This window comes from Variovorax sp. CCNWLW186 (assembly GCF_037203865.1).
Taxonomy (GTDB): Bacteria; Pseudomonadota; Gammaproteobacteria; order Burkholderiales; family Burkholderiaceae_C; genus Variovorax.
Genome location: NZ_JBBCBO010000001.1, coordinates 458057 through 479679, shown reverse-complemented (window position 1 = coordinate 479679; position 21623 = coordinate 458057). Strand labels below are relative to the sequence as shown.

The following is a 21623-nucleotide window of genomic DNA, read 5'->3' as shown; positions in this document are numbered from 1 at the left end:
CGGCCAGGCTTCCCGTATCAGCTGAAGGACTTGCCTTCGGCCACCAGCTTCTGGATCAGCGGCGCGGGCTGCCAGAACTCGGCGTCGTCGCGCGGGTTCTTGGCAAAGCGCTTCATGGTTTCGGCCACGTTGTAGAGGCCGACCTGCGACGCGTAGTGCATCGGGCCGCCGCGCCAGATTGGGAAGCCATAGCCGGTGAGGTACACCATGTCGATGTCGCCCGCCTTCGAGGCAATGCCGTCCTCGAGGATGTGTGCGCCTTCATTGACCAGCGCATACACCAGGCGCTGCACGATTTCTTCATCCGAAATCTTGCGCGGCGTGATGCCCAGTTCCTTGCGGTGGTCTTCGATCATCTTGTTGACCAGGTCCGAAGGAATCGCATCGCGCTTGCCGGCCTGGTAGTCGTACCACCCTGCCCCGGTCTTCTGGCCGAAGCGGCCCAGTTCGCACAGCTTGTCTGCCGTGCGGCTGTACTTCATGTTCGGATGCTCCACGGCGCGGCGCTTGCGAATGGCCCAGCCGATGTCGTTGCCGGCCAGGTCGCCCATGCGGAACGGGCCCATGGCAAAGCCGAACTTCTCGATGGCCTTGTCGACCTGCTGCGGCGTGGCGCCTTCGTCGAGCAGAAAGCCCGCCTGGCGCGAGTACTGCTCGATCATGCGGTTGCCGATGAAGCCGTCGCACACGCCCGAGACCACGGCCGTCTTCTTGATCTTCTTGCCGATGTCCATGACGGTGGCCAGAACATCCTTGCCCGTTTGCTTGCCGCGCACCACTTCGAGCAGCTTCATCACGTTGGCGGGGCTGAAGAAGTGCATGCCGACCACGTCCTGCGGACGCTCGGTGAACGATGCGATCTTGTCGACGTCGAGCGTGGAGGTGTTCGAAGCCAGGATCGCGCCCTTCTTGGCGACGCGGTCGAGCTCCTTGAACACCTTCTCCTTCACGCCGAGTTCTTCGAACACGGCTTCGATGATCAGGTCGGCGTCCTTCAGGTCGTCGTAGCTCAGCGTGGTGCTCAGGAGCGCCATGCGCTGCTCGTACTTGTCCTGCTTGAGCTTGCCCTTCTTGATCTGCGATTCGTAGTTCTTCTTGATGGTGGCAATGCCGCGGTCGAGCGCTTCCTGCTTCATCTCGAGAATCTTGACGGGGATGCCCGCGTTCAAAAAGTTCATCGAAATGCCGCCGCCCATGGTGCCGGCGCCGATCACGCCGACCGACTTGATCTCGCGCTTGGGCGTGTCGTCGGCCACGTCGGGAATCTTGGAGGCTGCACGCTCAGCCATGAACAGGTGGCGCAGCGCGAGCGACTCGGGCGTGAACATCAGCGACGTGAAGATGCGGCGCTCTTCAGCCATGCCCGCGTCGAACTTCATCTTGGTGGCGGCCTGCACGGCCTCCACGCACTGCAGCGGCGCGGGGTAGTTCTTCGACATGCCGCCCACCATGTTCTTGGCGAACTGAAAGTACGCATCGCCTTGCGGATGCTTGCACGGCAGGTTGCGCACCAGCGGCAATGCGTCGCCGGTCTTGCCGGCCACGCTCTTGGCAAAGGCCACGGCTTCTTCGAACACCGATTCGGGCGAAGCTGCGAGCTTGTCGAACAGCTTCTGGCCCGGCAGGCTGGCGAGCAGTTCGCTCTTGACCGGCTCGCCGCTCACGATCATGTTGAGCGCGGTTTCCACACCCAGCACGCGCGGCAGGCGCTGCGTGCCGCCGGCGCCCGGAATGAGGCCCAGCTTGACTTCGGGCAGCGCAATGCTGGTGCCGGGAGCCGCCACGCGATAGTGGCAACCCAGGGCCAGCTCGAGGCCGCCGCCCATGCACACCGAATGAATGGCAGCGACGATGGGCTTGGGCGAAGCCTCGAGCGAGAGGATCACGCTCAGCAGGTTGGGCTCTTGCAGCGCCTTGGGCGTGCCGAACTCCTTGATGTCCGCGCCGCCCGAGAAGGCCTTGCCGGCGCCGGTGATGACGATGGCCTTGACGGCGTCGTCGGCATTGGCTTTCGACAGGCCATCGGTGATGCCGATGCGGGTCGAGAAACCGAGACCGTTGACCGGCGGGTTGGTCAGTGTGATCACGGCGACATCGCCGAGCACTTTGTATTCAGCCGTCATGCTGCGTTCCTTGGTGTGTGAAGAAAAAGAAGAAAAAGCACGAGTGTTCTTTTTCGAGGGATTCTAGGCGTTTCGCGTGGCTCAACAATGGCACGCAGTCGCTGTTGGGACAAGAGGATCCGGGGCGCGGCCCGGATCCTCGGAGGGCTTCTTCAGACCTCGAGCCACTCTTTGCGAGTGGTGGCGTCGGCCCTGAGGCTATCGGGTGTGCCGTCGAACACGATGCTGCCGTGGCCCATGACCAGCGCACGGTCGGAGATCTGCATGGCAATGGTGAGCTTCTGCTCGATCAGCAGCACCGAAATGCCCTTGTCCTTGAGCGTCTTGAGGTACTGCCCCACCAGCTCGACGATCTTCGGCGCAAGGCCTTCGGTCGGCTCGTCGATGATGATGAGGTCGGGGTCGCCCATGAGCGTGCGGCACAGCGTGAGCATCTGCTGCTCGCCGCCCGAAAGCACGCCGGCCTCGGTGTGCTGGCGTTCCTTCAGCCGGGGGAACATGCTGTACATGTCGTCGAAGGACCAGCGGCTGCCCTTGCCCGAACCCTTTTGCCCGAGCAGCAGGTTCTGGTGCACCGTGAGCTTGGGAAAGATGTCGCGGTTCTCGGGCACGTAGCCAATACCCAGGTGGGCAATTTCGTAGGCCTTCTTGCGAAGGACGTCCTGGTCCTTCCAGCGCAGCGTGCCTTCGGCATGCACCAGGCCCATGATGGCCTTGGCGGTGGTCGAGCGGCCCGAGCCGTTGCGCCCCAGCAGCGCGACGATTTCGCCGGCGCCAACCTCGAAGGAAACGCCATGCAGCACATGGCTCTTGCCGTAGTAGGCGTGAATGTCGTGAAGCTTCAGCATGTGTCAGTGTCCCTGGCCCTGGCTTTGCGCATCGGCAACGGCCGAGCCAAGGTAAGCCTCTTGCACGCGCGCATTGGCGCGAACGGCAGCGGGCGTGTCGAAGGCGATGACTTCGCCGTACACCACCACCGCAATCTTGTCGGCAAGGCCGAAGACCACGCCCATGTCGTGCTCGACCGTCAGCAGCGTCTTGCCGACGGTGACGTGCTTGATGAGCGAGATGAAATGCGAGGTCTCGGTCTTGCTCATGCCCGCCGTGGGCTCGTCCAGCAGAATGACGTTGGCGCCGCCCGCAATGGTCACGCCGATTTCAAGTGCGCGCTGTTCGGCGTAGGTGAGGTTCACCGCCTGCACGTCGCGCTTGCGCTCCAGGCCGATCTGCTTGATGAGCTCTTCAGTGCGCGCATTGGCATCGTCCAGGTTGGAGAGAAAGCGCAGAAAGGTGTACTTGTAGCCCAGGCTCCACAGCACGCCGCAGCGCAGGTTCTCGAACACGCTCAGCTTCGGGAAGATGTTGGTGATCTGGAAGCTGCGCGAAAGGCCCAGCCGGTTGATCTCGTAAGGCTTCTTGCCGTCGATGCGCTGGCCGTTCAGCAGCACTTCGCCGCTGGTGGGCGCAAGGCGGCCGCTGATGAGGTTGAACAGCGTCGACTTGCCCGCTCCGTTGGGGCCGATGATGGCCACGCGCTCGCCGGCGTTCACCGCGAGGTCGACGCCGCGGATGATCTCGGTCTTGCCGAAATTCTTGCGCAGCGACTTCAGTTCCAGTGCATGTTGCGCGCTCATTACGCCGCCTCCCGACGCTTGATTTCTGCTTCGATCTCTTCCTGCGCACGCCCCCAGACGCGCACAAAGCGGCGCCGCGCCACCTCCAGCGCACCCAGGCCGACGGCCAAGATGGCCAGGGCGCCGAGCCAGCTGCCCACGCCCGCGGTGTCGAGCGCCACGCCGAAGAAGTTGAGCGTGGGCCCCATCGCTGCGTTCAGCTGGATGTGATAGATCATTTCGATGAGCGCAGCCGCGCCGATGACCACAGGCACCAGGGCCACTGCAAGCGCAAGGTACAGCAGCCAGAAGCGGTCGAACTTGCCGAACTTGGCAACGCGCAGGTTCATCATCACCAGGCTTGCAATGCCGCCGGGCGCGAACATGACCATGAACACGAACACCAGGCCGAAGTACAGCTGCCAGGCCTTCGAAAGTTCGGACAAAAGGATCGACGCGAACACCAGTAGCACCGCACCGATGATCGGTCCGAAGAAGAACACCGCGCCGCCGAGGAAGGTGAACAGCAGGTAGCCGCCCGAGCGGATGGCGTTGAGGCTGTCGGCCGCGTTCACGATCTCGAAGTTGATCGAAGCCAGGCCGCCGCCGATGCCGGCGAAGAAGCCCGCGATGATGAATGCGAAGTAGCGCACGCGCTGCGTGTTGTAGCCGATGAACTCGACGCGCTCCGGGTTGTCGCGCACCGCATTCAGCATGCGGCCGAGCGGGGTGCCGGTAAAGGCATACATCAGCGCGGTGCAAACGAAGCAATACGCGGCGATCAGGTAGTACACCTGGATCTGCGGACCGAAGTTGAAACCGAAGAAGGTCGGGCCGTAGACGCGGTCGGTGGTGATGCCGCCCTCGCCGCCGAAGAAGCTCGGGAACATCAGCGCCATGGAGGCCACGAGCTCGCCGATGCCCATGGTGATCATCGCGAAGGTGGTGCCCGACTTCTTGGTGGTCACAAACCCGAAGATCACGGCGAAGAACATGCCGGCCAGGCCGCCCACCAGCGGGATGAGCACTAGCGGAATCTGCAGGCCACCCTTGCCGCCCATGTTCATTGCGTGGATGGCAAGGAACGAGCCCAGGCCGACATAGACCGCGTGGCCGAAGCTCAGCATGCCGCCCTGCCCCAGCAGAATGTTGTAGCTCAGGCAGATGATGATGAGATAGCCCATCTGCGAGAGCATCGTGAGTGCCAGGCTGCTCTTGAACAGGAGCGGCGAGACGATCAGCACGATGGCAAAAAGCGTCCAGACCAGGTAGCGGCCGATGTTCCAGGGCTTGAAGCGGTAGTACTGCATTTTTTGCGTACCCTGTGTGCTCTGCACGCCCTGCTCGTTCTGGGTGGTGGATGTGGTTGCTGCGGTCATGGCGTCAGTCCTCCCGGGTTCCAAGAAGACCCTTGGGCCTGAAGATGAGGATCAGCACCAGGAACAGGTACGGCAGGATCGGCGCAACCTGCGAGATCGTGAGCTTGAGCAGCTCGTAGCCGAAGGTCTGGTCTGTCACGGCAACGCCGATGGCGCGCAGGCCCGTGGCCAGCGACTGGTCCATGGCCACCGCAAAGGTCTGGATGATGCCGATGAGGAGCGACGCGAGGAAAGCCCCCGCCAGCGACCCCATGCCGCCGACCACCACCACCACGAAGATGATCGAGCCGACCGAGGCGGCCATTGCCGGCTCGGTCACGTAGGTGTTGCCGCCGACCACGCCCGCCAGGCCCGCGAGCGCGGCGCCGCCGCCGAACACCAGCATGAACACGCGCGGCACGTTGTGGCCCAGCGCCTCGACCATGTCGGGGTGCTTGAGCGCCGCCTGGATGACCAGGCCGATGCGGGTGCGCGTGAGCAGCAGCCACACCGAGATGAGCATGAGCACCGCCACCAGCATGATGAACGAGCGGGACTTCGGAAATTGCGTGCCGTACAGCGAAAAGAGCGGCCCCTGCAGTTGCGGCGGCAGGCCGTAGGGCACGGTCGAGCGGCCCCAGGCCAGCTGCACCACTTCGAGGATGAGGTAAGACAGGCCGAAGGTCACCAAAAGCTCGGGCACGTGGCCGAACTTGTGGACCCGGCGCAGGCTGTAGCGCTCGAATGCGGCGCCCAGAAGGCCCACCAGCAGCGGCGCAATGAACAGCGCCGGCCAGAAGCCGATGATGCCCGACAGCGTGTAGGCGATGTAGGCGCCAAGCATGTAGAAGCTGGCGTGCGCAAAATTGAGCACGCCCATCATGCTGAAGATCAGCGTAAGGCCAGAGCTCAGCATGAACAACAGCAGGCCGTAGCTGACGCCGTTGAGCAGCGAGATGACGAAGAATTCGACGTTCATCGGTCTTTCGGATGCGTGAAAAAAGAAAGAGGCCCGAGTGTTGAAGTCGGGCCTCGACCGGTCAGGCGACCGAAGCGGTCACGAGGCGCCGCCGGGCCGCTTCATCTGGCACGACGTGGGCGTGCTCGAGACATAGGCCTCGTAGTACTTCACCGGTGCCAGCGTGTAGCCAGTGTTTTCCGGGCTGTACGGGTTCTTGGCGTCGGCCTTCTGCCAGCGCGTGATCCACAGGCCCTGCTGCAGCTGGTGGTCTGCCTTGCGCATTTCGACGTCGCCGTTGAAGCTCTTGAACTTCATGCCTTCCATTGCGGCCGCCACCTTGACGGGCTCGGTCGACTTGGTGCGCACGAAGGCTTCGCTCAGCATGGCGTACACCGTGTAGATGTCGGTGGTGTACATGTCGTCGTTGAAGCGCTTCTTGAACTCGTTCATGAGCGGCTGAACCGGGCCCGGCGCGTTGTAGTGGCTGTAGCCCACCTGGTAGACCTTGCCGTCGGAGGCCGCGCCCATGGCGGTCGGCGTGCCGTTGGTCACCGCGTAGTAGGTGTAGAACTTGACGTTCAGGCCCGAGTCATTGGCCGACTTGATGAGCAGCGCCAGGTCGGAGCCCCAGTTGCCGGTAATGACGGTGTCGGCACCCGAAGCCTTGATCTTGGCGATGTAGGGCGAGAAGTCGCGCACCTGGGCCAGCGGGTGCAGGTCGTCGCCGACCACTTCGACGTCGGGGCGCTTAGCCTTGAGGTTGTCCTTTGCGAACTTGGACACCTGCTGGCCGTGCGAGTAGTTCTGGTTGATGAGGTAGACCTTCTTGATGTCCGGCTGGTCCTTCATGAAGGTGGTCAGCGCTTCCATCTTCATGGAGGTGTCGGCATCGAGGCGGAAGTGCCAGTAGCTGCACTTGCTGTTGGTGAGGTCAGGGTCGACGGCCGCGTAGTTGATGTACAGCACTTCCTTGCCCGGGTTGCGGGCGTTGTGCTTTTCGAGCGCGTCGATGATGGCGAGCGCGGGGCCCGAGCCGTTGCCCTGCACCACGTAGCGCGCGCCCTGGTCCATGGCGGAGCGCAGCGCGGCGGTGGTTTCTTGCGGGCTGAGCTTGTTGTCGATGCCGATGATCTCGAACTTCACGCCGGCCGCGTTCTTCTTGTTGAATTCTTCGGCGAGGAACTGGAAGGTCTTGAGCTGGTTGGTGCCGACCGCGGCCATCAGGCCCGAGAGCGGGTCGAGCCACGCGATTTTGACGGTTTCACCCTTCTGGGCCAGGGCGCCGGTGGCGCTTGCGGCAAGGATGGCTGCGGTAGCGATTTTCAGAGCGAACTTCACGATCTATATCTCCTGGTCAAACCGAATCAAAAAGCCTTGCACGAGCGTACAAGCGTTCACTGACCCTCCCCTCAGGGAATGCCCGGAGGGGGCGGCCGCAAAGGCCCGTTTCTATCGCACAGGCGACAGCGCATTTCTCCAATTGCTACCCACGGGTAGATGTCTTCTACCCACGAGTAGGAAATGCGTTCACAAAGACGCTCAAGGGCGCTTCATCTGGCAGGTCGTCGGCGTGCTGGCCACATACGACTCGTAGTACTTCACGGGAACATTGGTGTAGCCGGTGTTCTCGGCGTCATAAGGGAACTTGGCGCTGGCTTTCTCCCAGCGCGAGATGTAGAGGCCCTGCTGCAGCTGGTGGTCGGCCTTGCGCATCTCGACCTCGCCGTTGAAGCTCTTGATCTTCATGCCCTCGAGCGCGGCCGCCACCTTGACCGGATCGGTCGACTTGGTCTGCACGAAGGCGGCATCGAGCAGCGCGAACGTGTGATAGATCGACGATTGCGTCAGGTCGTCGTTCATCTTCTTCTTGTAGCCGGCGAGCAGCTTCTGGATCTCGCCGCCCATGTTGTAGTGGCCATAGGCCACCGTGTAGATCTTGCCGGCCGAGGTGGCGCCCATGGCCGTCGGGGTGCCGGTGCCGAATGCGTAGTAGGTGAGGAACTTGACGTCCAGGCCGGAGTCGTTCGCCGCCTTGATGAGCAGCGACAGGTCGGAGCCCCAGTTGCCGGTAATGACGGTGTCCGCGCCCGAGGCCTTGATCTTGGCGATGTACGGCGAGAAGTCGCGCACCTGCGCGAGCGGATGCAGGTCGTCGCCCACGATCTGAATGTCGGGGCGCTTGGTCTTGAGGTTCTCCTTGGCGAACTTGGACACCTGCACGCCGTGCGCGTAGTTCTGGCCGAGGATGTAGACCTTCTTGATGTCGGTCTGGTCCTTCATCCAGGTGGTCAGCGCCTCCATCTTCATGGAGGTGTCGGCGTCCAGGCGAAAGTGCCAGTAGCTGCACTTGCTGTTGGTGAGGTCGGGGTCGACCGCCGCATAGTTCAGGTAGAGCAGTTCCTTGCCCGGGTTGCGTGCGTTGTTCTTCTCGATGGCGTCGATGATTGCCAGCGCCGGCCCTGAGCCGTTGCCCTGGGTGATGTAGCGCGCGCCCTGGTCCTGCGCGGAGCGCAACGCGGCGGTGGTCTCCTGCGGGCTCAGTTTGTTGTCGATGGCAATGATCTCGAACTTCACGCCCGAGGCATTCTTCTTGTTGAACTCTTCAGCCAGGAACTGCGTGGTCTTGAGCTGGTTGGTGCCAACCGCGGCCATCAGCCCCGAGAGCGGGTCCAGCCAGGCGATCTTGACCGTCTCGCCCTTCTGGGCGAATGCGGCCGCGGCGCTCACCAGCATGGCGCAAGCAGCTACGGACTTGATGGCAAATTGCATGAAGAGTCTCCTGGATGAATGGCGGGTATGAGGCGGGATGCCAGCGTACAAGCGCCCTTTTCTTCGCCGCACAGGGATTGCCCGGAAGGAAGGCCGCCGAAGCGGCCTTGCTATCGCGTGCGCGACAGTGCGGTGGGTCCAGGGCGGTGCGTCAGGCGGTCGGCAGCTTGTAGTCCTTCAGCATTTCGCGCAGACGGGTCTTGAGGATCTTTCCGGTGGCACCGAGCGGAATGGCGTCGACGAACACCACGTCGTCCGGCACCTGCCACTTGGCAGTCTTGCCTTCGTAGAACTTCAGCAGCTCTTCGCGCGCGACCTCCGCGTTGGGCTTCTTGACCACCGCGATGATCGGCCGCTCGTCCCACTTGGGGTGATACACGCCGATGCAGGCCGCCATGGCCACAGCCGGATGCGCAACGGCGATGTTCTCGATCTCGATGGAGCTGATCCATTCGCCGCCGGACTTGATCACGTCCTTGCTGCGGTCGGTGATCTGCAGGTAGCCCTCGGCGTCGATGGTGGCAACGTCGCCGGTGGGGAACCAGCCGCGGCCCTGCTCGTCGCGAACGAGCGGGTCGCCGCCTTCGCCCTTGAAGTACTCCTTCACGATCCACGGCCCCTTGACCAGCAGATCGCCGAAGGCCTTGCCGTCCCAGGGCAGCTCCTTGCCATTGCCGTCGACGATCTTCATGTCGACGCCGAAGATGGCGCGGCCTTGCTTCATGCGGATTTGCAGCTGTGCATCGGGCGGCAGCGACAGGTGCTTGTTCTTGAGCGTGCACAGCGTGCCGAGCGGGCTCATCTCGGTCATGCCCCAGGCATGCAGCACCTCGACGTTGTACTTCTCCTGGAACGCCGTGATCATGGCCGGCGGGCAGGCCGAGCCGCCGATGACGGTGCGGTTGAGCTTGCTGAACTTCAGGCTGTTGGCCTGCATGTGGCCCAGCATCATCTGCCACACGGTAGGCACGCCGGCCGCGAAGGTCACGCCTTCGGATTCGATCAACTCGAACACCGACTTGCCGTCCAGCGCCGGGCCAGGGAACACCACCTTGCAGCCCACCAGCGCGGCCGAGTACGGAATGCCCCACGCATTGACGTGGAACATGGGCACCACCGGCAGCACGGAGTCTTGCGCCGAAAGGCGCATCACGTCGGGCAGCGCCGCGGCGTAGGCGTGCAGCATGGTCGAACGGTGGCTGTAGAGCGCGGCCTTGGGGTTGCCCGTGGTGCCGCTCGTGTAGCACATGCTCGAGGCCGAGTTCTCGTCGAAGGTGGGCCAGTCGTACGCGGTGGGCTGCTCGCCCATCCAGCCTTCGTAGCTCACGAGGTTGGGAATGCCGCTGTCTGCGGGGAGCTTGTCGGCATCACACAGTGCAATCCATTTCCGGATGGTGGTGCACTTGGCATGCACAGCCTGCACCAGCGGCAGAAAGCTCAGGTCGAAGCACAGGATCTGGTCTTCGGCGTGGTTGGCGATCCATGCGATCTGGTCGGGGTGCAGGCGCGGGTTGATGGTGTGCAGCACGCGGCCGCTGCCGCTCACCCCGTAGTACAGCTCCAGGTGGCGGTAGCCGTTCCAGGCCAGCGTGGCGATGCGGTCGCTGAACAGCAGCTGCTCGCCGTCCAGCGCGTTGGCCACCTGCCGCGCACGCGATGCGATGCCGCCCCACGTCGTGCGGTGGATGTCGCCCTCTACCCGGCGCGAGACGATCTCGCCATCGCCGTTGTGGCGCTCGACGAACTCGATCAGCGACGAGATCAAAAGCGGTTGGTCTTGCATCAAACCCAGCATCTACGGACTCCTAAAGGAAATGACTTCATGAAAGCTTGCAAAGCACAGATTCACGCAAGCTTCGGCCGCTTCCACAATGACACAAACCCGCACTGCTGAATGGAACGAAGCGCCTCATCAAGGTGCGTTCACCGGCGTGATTCTGGCGGCCGTGGGCGTTGCGTCGAGCAACAGCTGCGAAGGCCATGTCCCCCACGTGACGCCGAGTTCGGGTGTGTTCGGATCGCCCTTGCGTAGGAAGGCACCCACGCTCGCCATCACGGCGCTGGAAAGCGCGAGCCGGCCGGGCTGGTTGGCCCTGCCGCCCATCACGTTGCTGAGCAGCGAGCCGCTGAAGTTGCCGAAGACGAATGGCAGGTCGAATGCGTGCGCCGCGCCGTACACGTCGTTCCACGGCGGTGCCTCCTGCGCCCAGTCAAGGCGGTAGTGCCAGATGTTCGACTGGCGCGTCTTCATCGTGTTGAGCAGGTTGTCGCGGCTCGCGCCGAAAAGCCCTTGGGTGATGACGTCGGTGGCCGCGTTGTAGCCCGTGCCCGGCTTGTCTACCGGAAGGTAGGACGCATCGATGATGTCGGCCACGGTGAGCGCGGACGGCGCGTCGGGGTCGAAACTGAACATCATCGAGAAGCGCTGCGCGTCGGTCACGATCCAGCCCGGCTTCGGAAAGCCGATGGTGCCCAGCAGCGAAGCGAAGAGCTTGCCCTCGTCGCGCGTGTTGCCCGCGAGCATGGGCACCTTGTTGTACTGGTCGGCCGCAATGGCGCCGATCGGATCGACCGGCAGCACCGTGCCGTCCGGAATGGGGGCGACCGAGCCCAGCCCGGCGGCAACCACCTTGGTGAGCAGTGCCCCGCCCTCCTGCGCCCTCATGTAGTCGGCAATTTGCGCCGGCGTGCGGGTGGCGATGTAGGTCTTGGCCGCGGCGGCATCAGCCACGGTGCCGTCGGCGACGAGCAGCCTCTCCAGGATCGCCTGGCCCTGCGCGAGCGAGGCCGACGCAGGCGCCAGCGTCGGGAGCGTCTGCGCAGGCAGGTTGCTCGCAAGCGAAATGCCACCGCTCATCTCGAAGGCCTTGTGGAACAGCCCCTTGGCCATGGGCGAGGTCATGACCGCCAGCAGGTTGGTGGCGCCGGCCGACTCGCCCGAGAGCGTGACGTTGGCCGCGTCGCCGCCAAAGCTCGCGGCATTGCCCCGGATGAAGCGCAGCGCCGCCATGATGTCCAGCAGCGCAAAGTTGCCCGAATCGTCGCCCGCCGTGCCGCCCGGGCGCAATTGCGGCATGTTGATGAAGCCGAGGATGCCCAGGCGGTAGCTGGTGGTGATGACCACCGCGTTGGCAGCCTTCGCCAGCGCCGCGCCGTCGTACAGCGGATCGGCCGTGTAGCCCGAGATGTTGCTTCCGCCGTGCACGAACAGCAGCACGGGCAGGTTCTTCTCTTCGGTGGCCGGGCGCCAGATGTTGACGAACAGGCAGTCTTCGCTGCCGACCGGCTTGCCCAGGTTGGTGCCGACAGTCGCGTCGAAGGTGTTGTTGGTGCCAGGGCTGAAGAGCCGGCCGATCTGCAGGCACGAATTGCCGAATTGGGTGGCCGGGCGGATGCCGCTCCAGGCTTCAGGCTCGACCGGCGCGCGCCAGCGCAGCGCGCCGACCGGCGGCTGGGCGAACGGAACGCCCTTCCAGAACCAGGTGCCCGTCCTGGCGCTGTCATCCACGCCCTCGATCTTGCCGGCGGTGGTCGTACGCACCATGGGTCCATCTGCGGGCGGCGGAGGCGGCGGCGCCGCGGGAGCGGTCGGGATGAACGAGAAACCGCCACCGGAGCCCCCGCCGCAGGCGGAAAGCGCGATGCAGGCTGTGACCGCTACCGCAACCGCTTGCGCCGCGGTTCTTGCCGCGTTCTGCAGGGTTGCGCCGCGGACTTCCGTTGTCTCTGCCGTGTTCATTGTTTGTCTCCACACCGGGTTAATCGGAATGACTCCATCGGTGTCCGCCCGCCATACTTCGCCGGGCTGGATCCGCCAGAAAATTCTAGGAACCGGCCGCCTTTTCCCCGCTATCGCAAGCGAGCCAATTCAATGACTTCAGGAGCCTCCATGCCGCATGCCCAGCGCCGCCCGCAACGTCGGCCGGGCTGCGCAGCGCAGCCGGAACTTCGAACCAGCTCTGCCGCGTGGCTCGAAGGCGTGCTCTCGATGTTTGCGGCCGAGGGCCTGGACGTGGTCTCGCTGCTGCGCGAAGCCGGCTTCGACCCCGATTCGCTGCACCGGCAGAACGCGCGCATCCCGGTCGACGAAGTCTCCGTGCTGTGGCAGCTGGCCGTGGCGCGTGCCGGCAAGCCCACGCTGGGCCTGCACCGCGACCTTGCGGCGACGCACAGCAAGCTCGGCACGGTGGGCCACGCCATGTCGTGCAGTGCCGATTTGAGCGAGGCACTCAACCGGCTCACGCGCTACATGGCCGTGATTTCGGATGCGACCGCCTTCTCGATGCAGCCCGACGCACGCGGCTCCTGGATGGTGATGGAGCACACCGGCGGCAGCCTGCCGATTCCGCGCCAGCGCGTCGAGTACGCACTGCTCACCGTTTTCATGCAGTGCCAGTGGCTCACCCGGCGCGAGCTGCAACCGTTGGCCCTCGAGTTCGTCTACCCACCGCCCGCCGACGACCGCCTGCACCGCGAGGCCTTCGGCTGCCCGATTCGCTACAACGCGCCGGCCAACCGCCTGCTGCTGTCAACGGCTGACTTGTCCATGCCGCTGCCTACCTACCACCCCACCTTGGGGGAGATGCAGGAGCACCTGCTCGACGAGCAATTGAACCTGCTGGGCCAGACCACCACCAGCACCCTGGTGTGCGCCGAGATCGCGCGACGCTTGCCGCATGGCGAGCCGCGCCGGCAGGACGTGGCCGCGGGCCTTGGGCTGGCGGAGCGCACGCTGCAGCGGCGGCTGCAGGAAGAGTCGGTGTCCTTCCAGTCGCTGCTCGACCGCACCCGCCGCGAGCTGGCTCAGCAGTACCTGGCCGAAGACCGCCACACGCTCACCGACGTGGCGGACATGCTCGGCTTTGTCGACAGCAGCAACTTCTTTCGCGCCTGCAAGCGCTGGTTCGGGCTGCCGCCCGCGCAGTACCGGGCGCGCATCTGGGACACGCCGGCACTTGCCCACTGAATAGGGTGGGGAGGGCGCGGCTTCTCCGATGGCCCGCGCCGCAAGGGGTCTCATGCTCTGCCGGACAATCCGGGCATGAGCTTGCTTGCTGAAGACACGGCCGCCGCCGACCTGGGGGTGCCCTGGAAAACCGGGTTCCGGGCGCTGGGCCCCGCCTTTCTTACCGAACTGCGGCCGACGCCGCTGCCCGATCCCTACTGGGTCGGCCACAGCGACGCAGTGGCCGGCTTGCTGGGTTTGCCCGCCGATTGGCGGCAATCGGACAGCACGCTGGCGGCCCTGACCGGCAGCCTGCCCGTGGCGGGCACCCAGCCCTTCGCCACCGTTTATAGCGGCCACCAGTTCGGCGTGTGGGCCGGGCAGCTTGGCGATGGCCGCGCGATCATGCTCGGCGAAACCGAGGGCGGCCTCGAGGTGCAACTCAAGGGCGCGGGCCGCACGCCCTACTCGCGCGGCGGCGACGGACGCGCCGTGCTGCGCTCCAGCATTCGCGAATTCCTTTGCAGCGAGGCGATGCACGGCCTTGGCATTCCCACGACGCGCGCTCTGTGCGTCACGGGCTCCGACGCGCGCGTGTACCGCGAGGAACCAGAGAGCGCGGCCGTCGTGACCCGCGTGGCGCCCAGCTTCATCCGCTTTGGCCATTTCGAGCACTTTGCGGCCAACCAGCGCGATGCTGAACTGCGTGCGCTGGCCGATTACGTCATCGACCGCTACTACCCGGCGTGCCGCACGACCGACCGCTTCGGCGGCAATGCCTACGCGGCTTTCCTGGAAGCCGTGAGCGAGCGCACCGCCACGCTGCTGGCGCAGTGGCAGGCCGTCGGTTTTTGCCATGGCGTGATGAACACCGACAACATGAGCATCCTGGGGCTCACCATCGACTACGGCCCGTTCCAGTTTCTGGACGGCTTCGATCCGCGCCATATCTGCAACCACAGCGACACCAGCGGGCGCTACGCATTCAACCAGCAGCCCAACGTGGCCTACTGGAACCTGTTCTGCCTGGCGCAGGCGCTGCTGCCGCTGATCGTCGACCAGGAGGTTGCCGTGGCCGCGCTGGAGTCCTACAAGACAGTGTTCCCGCGCGAGTTCGAGGGGCGCATGCGTGCCAAGCTCGGGCTCGGCGATTCGGCCGACGGTGACCGTGCGCTCATCGAGGGCGTGCTGAAGCTGCTGGCCGCGGAAAAGGTCGACTACACGATCTTCTGGCGCCGCCTTTCGCAGCACATGGCGGACGGCAACGCCGAACCCGTCCGCGACCTCTTCCTGGACCGCGCCGGTTTCGATGCGTGGCTGCTATCTTTTTCGGAGCGGCATGCAAAGGTGCCATCGCCGGGCCAACGCTCGGAGGCTGCCGATTTGATGCTCAAATCCAACCCCAGATTCGTGCTGCGGAACCACCTGGGCCAGCAAGCCATCGAAGCGGCTGCGCAGAAGGACTTCTCGGGTGTGGCAACCTTGCTCAACCTGCTCGAAACCCCATTTGAAGAACATCCCGGTGCCGACGCTTACGCCGGCTTCCCGCCCGACTGGGCTTCCACGATCGAAATCAGCTGCTCATCATGACCGCACCCATCCACAAAACCGATGCCGAATGGAAAGCCTTGCTCGCTGAAAAAGGTGCCGAGCCCGCGGCCTTCGAAGTGACGCGCCATGCGGCCACCGAGCGCCCCTTCACCGGCAAGTACGAGGCGCACTGGGAAGACGGCACCTACCACTGCATCTGCTGCGGCGCCAAGCTGTTCGAGGCCTCCGCCAAATTCGACGCGGGCTGCGGCTGGCCCAGCTTCTCGGAAGAAGCCGTGCCGGGCGCCATCAAGAACATCGTCGACCGTTCGCACGGCATGGTGCGCACCGAAAACGTCTGCGCGAATTGCGGCGCCCACCTGGGCCATGTGTTCCCCGACGGCCCGACCGAAACCGGCTTGCGCTACTGCATGAACTCGGCTTCGCTCGATTTCCAGAAGAAATAACCGAACAAACCACCACAGGCTCCCGCCCAGCGCATGAAACTGCTCCTCGACTTTTTTCCGATCCTGCTGTTCTTCGGCGCCTACAAGCTGGGCGACATCTACACCGCCACCGCCGTGCTGATGGGCGCCACCGTGGTGCAGATGGGCATCATCTATGCCACCGAGCGCAAGCTGCAGGCCATGCAGAAGGCCACGCTGGTGCTGATCCTGCTGTTCGGCACGCTCACGCTGGTGCTGCATGACGACCGCTTCATCAAGTGGAAGCCCACGGTGCTCTACGGCGCTATGGCCGTGGCGCTGGCGGTGGCGCTCTGGGCGCTGAAGAAGAACTTCCTGAAAATGCTGCTGGGCTCGCAGTTGCAGTTGCCCGACCGCATCTGGAGCCGCCTGAACGTGGCGTGGATCGGCTACTGCCTTTTCATGGCACTCATCAATGCCTACGTGGCGGCGTACTTCACCACCGAGGCCTGGGTCAACTTCAAGCTCTGGGGCTATGTGTTCCCCATCGTCTTCCTGGTGGCGCAGGGCCTGTACATCTCGCCGCACCTCAAGAGCGACGAGCCCACGGCATGAGCACCGCCGCGACCCACCCGCTGCCGACGGCAAATGCGCTGGAGGCGGTGCTGCGCCAGAAGCTGCAGCCCACCGTGCTGGAGGTGATCGACGAGAGCAGCGCCCACGCCGGCCATGCGGGCGCCAACGCCGAGGGCTACGGCACCCATTTCCGGGTTCGCATTGCCTCCCCACTGTTCGAAGGGAAGCCCCGCGTGGCGCGCCATCGCCTTGTGTATGATGCCCTCCAAGTTTTTATCGCGCAGGGTCTGCACGCCATCGCCATCGAGGTGCTCTGAGTCGTTCGGTCGACCAACGGGTCGATCAAGTGCCACGCGGTTTTCGCCGCGGCGGCTCCGCCCTCCTCATTTCCCTTTTTCGTTCTTTCGCCTTTCCCGCTTTTTCCACGCGCTTTTTTCTACACGCGCATTTCCCATCCAGCCTGATATTCATTCCATGAAAAAACAACTCTTGACGGCCGTTGCGGCCGCAGCGCTGCTCGGTGCGATTCCCCTGGCGGCAGTGGCGCAGAACGCAGCCATCGTCAACGGCAAGCCCGTGCCCAAGGCGCGCATGGACGTGCTGGCGCAGCAACTGGCGGCAGCCGGCCGGCCGGTCACGCCGGAAATGCAGGGCCAGCTGCGCGAGGAAGTCGTTGCGCGCGAAGTGTTCATGCAGGAAGCGCAAAAGCAGGGTCTCGACGCCACCGACGACTACAAGAACCAGCTCGAGCTCGCCCGCCAGGCCATCCTGATCCGTGCGCTGTTCGAGAACTACCGCAAGACCAACGCCGTGTCGGAAGCCGACGTCAAGGCCGAGTACGACAAGTTCGTGGCGGCCAATGGCGGCAAGGAATTCAAGGCCCGCCACATCCTGGTCGAGACCGAAGACCAGGCCAAGAAGATCATGGCCGACCTGAAGAAGGGCGCCAAGTTCGAAGACATCGCCAAGAAGCAGAGCAAGGACCCGGGTTCGGGCGCCAACGGCGGCGACCTCGACTGGGCCAACCCGTCCAGCTTCGTGCCCGAGTTCTCGGAGGCGATGATCAAGCTCAAGAAGGGCGAGACCACGGCAACGCCCGTCAAGACGCAGTTCGGCTATCACATCATCCGCGTGGACGATATCCGCCAGGCGCAACTGCCGAAGATGGAAGAAGTGCAGCCGCAGATCACGCAGCAGCTGCAGCAGCAACGCCTGCAGAAGTACCAGGAAGAGCTGCGCGCGAAGGCCAAGATCGAGTAAGCCTTCGGCCATCGCATCAGAAAAAAAGCCCCGCGGTCGCGGGGCTTTTTTTATTGCGGCGTGATGTCGAAGTCTTTCACGAACCGGGCGTAGTCGTCCGACTCCTTGCGCACGAAGCCCGTGAAGTCCGGCGCCGAGCCACCGATGACTTCGAGGCTGAGATCGGCGAGCTGCTTCTGCGTGTCGGCATTCTTGAGCAGCGCCTGCACTTGTTCGTTGAGCTTGGCGATGATCGGTGCCGGGGTTCCGGCCGGCGCCACCAGGCCGACCCAGCCCATGAACCTGTAGCCCGGCACGCCGGACTCGGCCACCGTCGGCACCTCGGGCAAGGTCGGAACGCGCTTGTCGCCCGTGACCGCCAGCGCCTTCAGCTTGCCGCTCTTGGCATAGGGCACCGCGGTGGGCGAGGTTTCGAACATCAGGTCGATCTGGCCGCCGATCAGGTCGGACAGCGCGGGCGCCCCGCCCTTGTAGGCGACGTTGAGCAGATCGGTGCCGGTCATGCGCATGAAGCGGCGCGCGGCCACGTCCTGCGGGCCGCCCACGCCCGAGGTGCCGACGCTGAGCTTGCCGGGGTTGGCCTTGGCGTAGGCCACCAGCTCGCTGACATTCTTGAACGACCACTTGGGATTCATGATGAGCACGTTGGGCTGGTCGGCCACGCGGATCACGGGCGCCAGGTCCTTGATCGGGTCGTAGGCCAGCTTGGCGAACATGTGCGCGTTGGAAGCCAGGCCGGTGTGCACCATCAACAAGGTGTAGCCGTCCTTGGGCGCCTTGGCGACGTAGTCCATGCCGATGTTGCCGCTGGCACCGGGACGGTTGTCCACCAGCACGGGCTGGCCCAGGGCCGTCGAGAGCTTCTGGCCAACCAGGCGCGCCGTCATGTCGATGCTGCCGCCCGGCGGGAACGGCACCACCATGCGGATCGGCTTGGACGGATAAGCGTCCTGCGCATGGGCCGCAGGCACGATGCCCGCCAAGCCGGCGGCAAGGCACGCGAACGAGACGAATGAGCCGAACGGGAAACGAAAACGCTTGTTCATGGAGTTCTCCGGGGTTTCTTGAGGGTTGGCAGACGGGTCAATCGGCGGTGGCGCGCAGGGCGCGTTCGATGTCGGCGGCCCAGGCGAGCAATGCGGCATCGCGCATCGGCAGGCCTGCAAGGCTCAGGCCCACGGGCGCTTCGCCGGTCGAATGGCAGGGCAAGGAGATGGCGCAGCCATCCATGAAGTTGACGATGGAGGGATTGCGCAGCATCGCTGCGTTGGCGGCGAAGTACTGCGTCTCGTCGGCTTCGAGCGCCTCGATGCGCGGCGCCACCAGCGGCACGGTCGGCATGAGCCAGCCGTCGAATTCGCCCAGGTGCACCGCTACGCGGCGCTGCCAGTCGGCCCGCTGCGCCTGCAGAGCGAGGTAGGTCCGCGCCGTGAAGTCCTTGCCGCGCAGGATGCGGCTGATCACGCGCGGGTCGTAGGCGCTGCCGCTGCGTTCGATCAGCTCGGCATGCCATGCCCATGACTCGGCGGCGCTGAAACCGCCCGCGGCGTTGATGGCTGCGAGCTCGTCGAACTCGGGCACCGCCAGCTCGACCAGCTGTGCGCCGGCGGCCGAGAGGCACTGCAGCGCACACCGGAACGTTGCCGCGACGTGGGCGTCCATGCCGTCTTGCACCAAGGTGGTCGGCACCGCGAAGCGCGCTTGCCGCAGGCGCTGCGGTCGGGGCAACTCAGACACACCGGACAGCACCGCATCCATTGCCGCGCAGCCGGCCACGTCGAGGGCCATCACGCCCACCGCGTCGAGGCTGTGCGACAGCGGCACGAGCCCGGTACTCGGCATGCGCCGCGCCGTCGGCTTGAAGCCGGTGATGCCGCACAGTGCCGCCGGAATGCGTGCCGAGCCACCGGTGTCGCTGCCCACGCTCGCGACGCACATGCCGTCAGCCACAGCCACGGCGGCGCCCGAAGACGAGCCGCCCGGAATGCGCCGTTCGCCGCGCTGCCACGGGTTGGCCGGCGTTCCGTAGTGCGGGTTGAGGCCGAGGCCGGAGTACGCGAACTCCGTCATGTTGGTCTTGCCGACCAGCACCGCACCCGCCGACAGCAGGCGCTGCACGGCCTCGGCGTCCTGCGCCGCGGGCGGTGTATCGCGCAGCACGACGGAGCCGGCAGTCGTCGTTTCGCCGGCCACGTCGAACAAGTCCTTGACCGACACCGGCAGGCCTTCGAGCGGCGAGCGCACGACGCCGGCCTTGCGCAGGCTGTCGGAGGCGCACGCTAGGTGCCCGGCGCGGTCTGCGAGCACACGGGTGAAGGTGCGCGAGCCTTCGCCGAAAGGGTCGGCGATGCGTTGCAGCGCCGATGCAGTCAGCTCGACGGAGGTGGTGCGGCCGGCTGCCAGTTCGGCGCGGGCAGCTTCGAGGGAGATCGCGGCAGGCATGTGCGGCCCCTTTACGTGTCAGGCGACAACCGGCAGCGAAACCGCCCGGTACTCGTGCGCAATGCGGCGGCCTGTGTGCTCGTCGGCCAGCTCCATGCGAAAGCGCGCGGCCGGTCGAATGCCGCCGATGGCACCGACGGTGCCGCAGGTCATTGCGAAACCGTCCGACGGCTCGCCATCGGCCGCTGCGCAGCGCGCCAGCAGATCGGCTGGCGGGCGCAGCGCGGCCAGCGTGCCTTCTTGGTACAGGCGCCATTCACCGCTCTCCTCGATCCACGAACGCAGCACCAGCGTGTCCCAGCGGTCCTGCACGTCCGCCAGCCGCCAAGCACTGCGTGCCACCGGCTTGGCGCAGATCTGCTTGGAGAGCGCCACACTGTGCGCTTCCAGCGCGCGGTCGGTGTGGTCCGAGCCGATGGAGACGAAGAACTCGCCCCGGTGCAGGAACAGCAGCGGCTCGACCTCGCCCGAGGTGTCGGCTCCCACCACTTGCACCGCGTCGGCCTGGCTCAGCTGCTGGGTGGCCACCCGGTAGAACAGCGGCACGGCGCTGGGTGCCGGCACGCCGAGTTCCGCAAGTTCCTCGATGTGATGCTCGATGGCGGCGGTGTCGCGCCCGGTCCAGCCGGCGACGACAAGGTGCCGGGCTTCGAAGTCGAGCGTTTGCGGGGCGCTTCCTTCGGGAAGTTCGAAAGACAGTTTCATGCGTGCTTTGTTGAAGTTTCAGTGAAATTTCACAACCATATTACAGCGAGTTCACAAAAACTTCAAAGAGAGTTGCCACAGGTACCATCAGCAACCCCAACCATGAGCACCGCGCGCCGATGAAAGCAGCCACGCCCGCCCGCAAAAGCCCCGCCCGGCGGCCCGAAGCAGCCATTTCCCTCAACGAGACCGCCTACCTGCGCCTGAAGGAAGCCCTGGTGACCCTGGCCTACAAGCCCGGGGAGTACCTGAACACCGCCCAAGTGATGGAGCGGCTGGGTGTGGGCCGCACGCCGGTCAACCAGGCGCTGCACCGCCTTTCGGCCGAGGGCCTGGTCCACATCATTCCGCGCAAGGGCGCGATGGCCTCGCCGCTGTCGATCAACGACGCGCTGGAACTCATCGAGGTCCGGCTGGTGAACGAGGTGCTGTGCATGCGCCTGGCCGCGGCGGCCATCACGGAGGCCGAGTTGGCCGAACTGCAGGCCATCGCCGAGCAGTTCGAGGCCGCAGCACAGCGGCGCGATGCAATGTCGGTCATGAACCTCGACCGGCTTTTCCACGAAAAAATTGCGGCGGCGGCGCGCAACGCGATGCTGCAGGACATCCTGAGCGTGCTGCATGCGCGCTCGCAGCGCTTCTGGGCGATTTCACTGGCTGCTGAGGGGCACTTGGCGGAGGTGATCGAAGAGCACCGCACCATCGTCGCTGCGCTGCAGCGGCGCGATGCTGAAGCGGCGGCCGAAGCGGCAAGGACGCATGTGCTGTCGTTCAAGGCGTCGATGCTGAACAGCCAGCGCTGACCGGCAGCGCTTCAGGCGCCATTCCCCATGAAAAATGCCCTCCAGACCCAGGTCTGGAGGGCATTTCTTTTGACTCGATTCAGGCCGTCAGCACGGCCTGACTGCGGCCGTGC

The 21623-nt window shown here is 64.8% G+C and carries 19 protein-coding genes; 7 read left to right on the top strand and 12 right to left on the bottom strand.

All coding sequences use genetic code 11. The features are described from left to right. Nucleotides 1-17: 17 nt before the first annotated feature. The 9 genes from V9K97_RS02345 to V9K97_RS02305 form a co-directional block, all read right to left on the bottom strand. Nucleotides 18-2123, bottom strand: coding sequence for a 3-hydroxyacyl-CoA dehydrogenase NAD-binding domain-containing protein (locus tag V9K97_RS02345; protein WP_337295811.1), 2106 nt, complete (start codon nucleotides 2121-2123; stop codon nucleotides 18-20). Between the two features lie 152 nt (nucleotides 2124-2275). Then, a complete protein-coding gene (locus tag V9K97_RS02340) occupies nucleotides 2276-2971 on the bottom strand; it encodes an ABC transporter ATP-binding protein (protein ID WP_258506099.1) in 696 nt (231 codons plus the stop codon). A 3-nt stretch (nucleotides 2972-2974) separates the two neighbouring features. Beyond that, a complete protein-coding gene (locus tag V9K97_RS02335) occupies nucleotides 2975-3757 on the bottom strand; it encodes an ABC transporter ATP-binding protein (RefSeq protein WP_337295812.1) in 783 nt (260 codons plus the stop codon). After that, the gene (locus V9K97_RS02330; protein ID WP_337316031.1) at nucleotides 3757-5046 is read right to left on the bottom strand and encodes a branched-chain amino acid ABC transporter permease; all 1290 of its coding nucleotides are present in this window, start codon (nucleotides 5044-5046) and stop codon (nucleotides 3757-3759) included. Before V9K97_RS02330 ends, V9K97_RS02335 begins: the two co-directional genes overlap by 1 nt. Before the next feature lie 73 nt (nucleotides 5047-5119). Then, on the bottom strand, nucleotides 5120-6073 hold the full coding sequence (locus tag V9K97_RS02325; protein ID WP_258506096.1) for a branched-chain amino acid ABC transporter permease: 954 nt from the start codon (nucleotides 6071-6073) through the stop codon (nucleotides 5120-5122). A 78-nt stretch (nucleotides 6074-6151) separates the two neighbouring features. Next, complete coding sequence (locus V9K97_RS02320) at nucleotides 6152-7393, bottom strand: branched-chain amino acid ABC transporter substrate-binding protein (protein WP_126746377.1); 1242 nt, start codon at nucleotides 7391-7393, stop codon at nucleotides 6152-6154. A 201-nt stretch (nucleotides 7394-7594) separates the two neighbouring features. Then, the gene (locus V9K97_RS02315; RefSeq protein ID WP_337311378.1) at nucleotides 7595-8824 is read right to left on the bottom strand and encodes a branched-chain amino acid ABC transporter substrate-binding protein; all 1230 of its coding nucleotides are present in this window, start codon (nucleotides 8822-8824) and stop codon (nucleotides 7595-7597) included. A gap of 151 nt (nucleotides 8825-8975) precedes the next feature. Further along, entirely contained in the window at nucleotides 8976-10619 is a 1644-nt protein-coding gene (locus V9K97_RS02310; RefSeq protein ID WP_258506095.1) for a 3-(methylthio)propionyl-CoA ligase, read from the bottom strand. Between the two features lie 117 nt (nucleotides 10620-10736). Beyond that, nucleotides 10737-12563: a carboxylesterase/lipase family protein gene (locus tag V9K97_RS02305; RefSeq protein WP_337316006.1), complete on the bottom strand. Its 1827-nt coding sequence runs from the start codon at nucleotides 12561-12563 to the stop codon at nucleotides 10737-10739. A 150-nt stretch (nucleotides 12564-12713) separates the two neighbouring features. Here V9K97_RS02305 and V9K97_RS02300 point away from each other — a divergent pair, with 150 nt between their 5' ends. From V9K97_RS02300 to V9K97_RS02275, 6 genes are all read left to right on the top strand, one after another. Continuing rightward, nucleotides 12714-13790 carry an AraC family transcriptional regulator gene (locus V9K97_RS02300; RefSeq protein ID WP_337316030.1) on the top strand — a complete coding sequence of 359 codons (1077 nt, stop codon included), beginning with the start codon at nucleotides 12714-12716 and terminating at the stop codon, nucleotides 13788-13790. 75 nt (nucleotides 13791-13865) lie between these two features. Next, nucleotides 13866-15359: a protein adenylyltransferase SelO gene (locus V9K97_RS02295; protein ID WP_337316005.1), complete on the top strand. Its 1494-nt coding sequence runs from the start codon at nucleotides 13866-13868 to the stop codon at nucleotides 15357-15359. Further along, the gene (gene msrB, locus V9K97_RS02290) at nucleotides 15356-15766 is read left to right on the top strand and encodes a peptide-methionine (R)-S-oxide reductase MsrB (protein WP_337316004.1); all 411 of its coding nucleotides are present in this window, start codon (nucleotides 15356-15358) and stop codon (nucleotides 15764-15766) included. The genes V9K97_RS02295 and msrB overlap by 4 nt, the downstream gene beginning before the upstream one ends. 33 nt (nucleotides 15767-15799) lie before the next feature. Then, nucleotides 15800-16339, top strand: coding sequence for a septation protein A (locus V9K97_RS02285; protein WP_126746384.1), 540 nt, complete (start codon nucleotides 15800-15802; stop codon nucleotides 16337-16339). Further along, nucleotides 16336-16617 carry a BolA family protein gene (locus tag V9K97_RS02280; protein ID WP_337316003.1) on the top strand — a complete coding sequence of 94 codons (282 nt, stop codon included), beginning with the start codon at nucleotides 16336-16338 and terminating at the stop codon, nucleotides 16615-16617. The genes V9K97_RS02285 and V9K97_RS02280 overlap by 4 nt, the downstream gene beginning before the upstream one ends. Nucleotides 16618-16774: 157 nt before the next feature. Continuing rightward, nucleotides 16775-17560, top strand: coding sequence for a peptidylprolyl isomerase (locus V9K97_RS02275; protein ID WP_258506089.1), 786 nt, complete (start codon nucleotides 16775-16777; stop codon nucleotides 17558-17560). Nucleotides 17561-17610: 50 nt separating this feature from the next. Here the strand turns inward: V9K97_RS02275 and V9K97_RS02270 are convergent, their stop codons facing one another. The 3 genes from V9K97_RS02270 to V9K97_RS02260 are packed head-to-tail and all read right to left on the bottom strand — an operon-like array spanning nucleotide 17611 to nucleotide 20707. Then, on the bottom strand, nucleotides 17611-18606 hold the full coding sequence (locus V9K97_RS02270) for a Bug family tripartite tricarboxylate transporter substrate binding protein (protein WP_258506087.1): 996 nt from the start codon (nucleotides 18604-18606) through the stop codon (nucleotides 17611-17613). Nucleotides 18607-18643: 37 nt separating this feature from the next. Continuing rightward, nucleotides 18644-20002 (bottom strand): amidase, encoded by a 1359-nt coding sequence (locus tag V9K97_RS02265; RefSeq protein WP_337316002.1) that lies wholly within the window; start codon nucleotides 20000-20002, stop codon nucleotides 18644-18646. 18 nt (nucleotides 20003-20020) lie between these two features. Continuing rightward, entirely contained in the window at nucleotides 20021-20707 is a 687-nt protein-coding gene (locus V9K97_RS02260; protein WP_337316001.1) for a DUF2848 domain-containing protein, read from the bottom strand. A gap of 119 nt (nucleotides 20708-20826) precedes the next feature. Between V9K97_RS02260 and V9K97_RS02255 the strand changes: the two genes are divergently transcribed. After that, nucleotides 20827-21510, top strand: coding sequence for a GntR family transcriptional regulator (locus tag V9K97_RS02255; RefSeq protein ID WP_258506080.1), 684 nt, complete (start codon nucleotides 20827-20829; stop codon nucleotides 21508-21510). Nucleotides 21511-21623 lie beyond the last annotated feature (113 nt).

Coding starts and splice junctions, on each gene's coding strand:
- V9K97_RS02335 (WP_337295812.1), bottom strand. CDS start 3,757: ATGAGCGCGCAACATGCACTGGAACTGAAGTCGCTGCGCAAGAATTTC.
- V9K97_RS02255 (WP_258506080.1), top strand. CDS start 20,827: ATGAAAGCAGCCACGCCCGCCCGCAAAAGCCCCGCCCGGCGGCCCGAA.
- V9K97_RS02315 (WP_337311378.1), bottom strand. CDS start 8,824: ATGCAATTTGCCATCAAGTCCGTAGCTGCTTGCGCCATGCTGGTGAGC.
- msrB (WP_337316004.1), top strand. CDS start 15,356: ATGACCGCACCCATCCACAAAACCGATGCCGAATGGAAAGCCTTGCTC.
- V9K97_RS02305 (WP_337316006.1), bottom strand. CDS start 12,563: ATGAACACGGCAGAGACAACGGAAGTCCGCGGCGCAACCCTGCAGAAC.
- V9K97_RS02330 (WP_337316031.1), bottom strand. CDS start 5,046: ATGCAGTACTACCGCTTCAAGCCCTGGAACATCGGCCGCTACCTGGTC.
- V9K97_RS02285 (WP_126746384.1), top strand. CDS start 15,800: ATGAAACTGCTCCTCGACTTTTTTCCGATCCTGCTGTTCTTCGGCGCC.
- V9K97_RS02310 (WP_258506095.1), bottom strand. CDS start 10,619: ATGCTGGGTTTGATGCAAGACCAACCGCTTTTGATCTCGTCGCTGATC.
- V9K97_RS02265 (WP_337316002.1), bottom strand. CDS start 20,002: ATGCCTGCCGCGATCTCCCTCGAAGCTGCCCGCGCCGAACTGGCAGCC.
- V9K97_RS02295 (WP_337316005.1), top strand. CDS start 13,866: ATGAGCTTGCTTGCTGAAGACACGGCCGCCGCCGACCTGGGGGTGCCC.
- V9K97_RS02345 (WP_337295811.1), bottom strand. CDS start 2,123: ATGACGGCTGAATACAAAGTGCTCGGCGATGTCGCCGTGATCACACTG.
- V9K97_RS02270 (WP_258506087.1), bottom strand. CDS start 18,606: ATGAACAAGCGTTTTCGTTTCCCGTTCGGCTCATTCGTCTCGTTCGCG.
- V9K97_RS02260 (WP_337316001.1), bottom strand. CDS start 20,707: ATGAAACTGTCTTTCGAACTTCCCGAAGGAAGCGCCCCGCAAACGCTC.
- V9K97_RS02340 (WP_258506099.1), bottom strand. CDS start 2,971: ATGCTGAAGCTTCACGACATTCACGCCTACTACGGCAAGAGCCATGTG.
- V9K97_RS02300 (WP_337316030.1), top strand. CDS start 12,714: ATGCCGCATGCCCAGCGCCGCCCGCAACGTCGGCCGGGCTGCGCAGCG.
- V9K97_RS02275 (WP_258506089.1), top strand. CDS start 16,775: ATGAAAAAACAACTCTTGACGGCCGTTGCGGCCGCAGCGCTGCTCGGT.
- V9K97_RS02280 (WP_337316003.1), top strand. CDS start 16,336: ATGAGCACCGCCGCGACCCACCCGCTGCCGACGGCAAATGCGCTGGAG.
- V9K97_RS02325 (WP_258506096.1), bottom strand. CDS start 6,073: ATGAACGTCGAATTCTTCGTCATCTCGCTGCTCAACGGCGTCAGCTAC.